Annotated in this window: 1 protein-coding gene; it reads right to left on the reverse strand. The window is 74.4% G+C overall.

The genetic code is table 11. The features are described 5' to 3' along the window. Positions 1-152: 152 nt before the first annotated feature. A partial coding sequence (locus AB7O82_RS34595; RefSeq protein ID WP_428621488.1) for a glycosyltransferase occupies positions 153-410 on the reverse strand: 258 nt, incomplete at its 5' end.

Here is a 410-nt window from a genome sequence, read left to right on the forward strand (position 1 = left end):
ATGACCATGAACATGAGCGGGCGGGACGCCCGCGGCCCGCATGAGCCATGACCCCTCCGCCTGCCTGCTGCGAAGCCGAAGCGGCTTCGCTTCGGCGGAGGCAGGCCCCGTATGACGGGGCACCTCCCCACTGCGTGGGGAGGACAATGATCTCACCCACCTGCCAGCCGCTCATACAGCGCCAGCAGGCGCTGGTTGGAGGCCGGCAGGGCGTAGAGTCCGCGTACGTGCTCCTGGGCGGCGCGCGCCAGCTCGGCGCGGCGCTCGAGCGACAGCGACAGCGCGCCATTCAGCGCCTCGGCCAGCGCCGAGGCATCGCCCGAGGCGGCCAGCCACCCGGTGACGCCGGCGCGCACCGTCTCGGCGGCGCCGCCGCCGTCCTCGGCCACCACCGGCCGGCCCATCGCCTG

Source organism: Reyranella sp., assembly GCF_050185545.1.
Lineage (GTDB): Bacteria > Pseudomonadota > Alphaproteobacteria > Reyranellales > Reyranellaceae > Reyranella.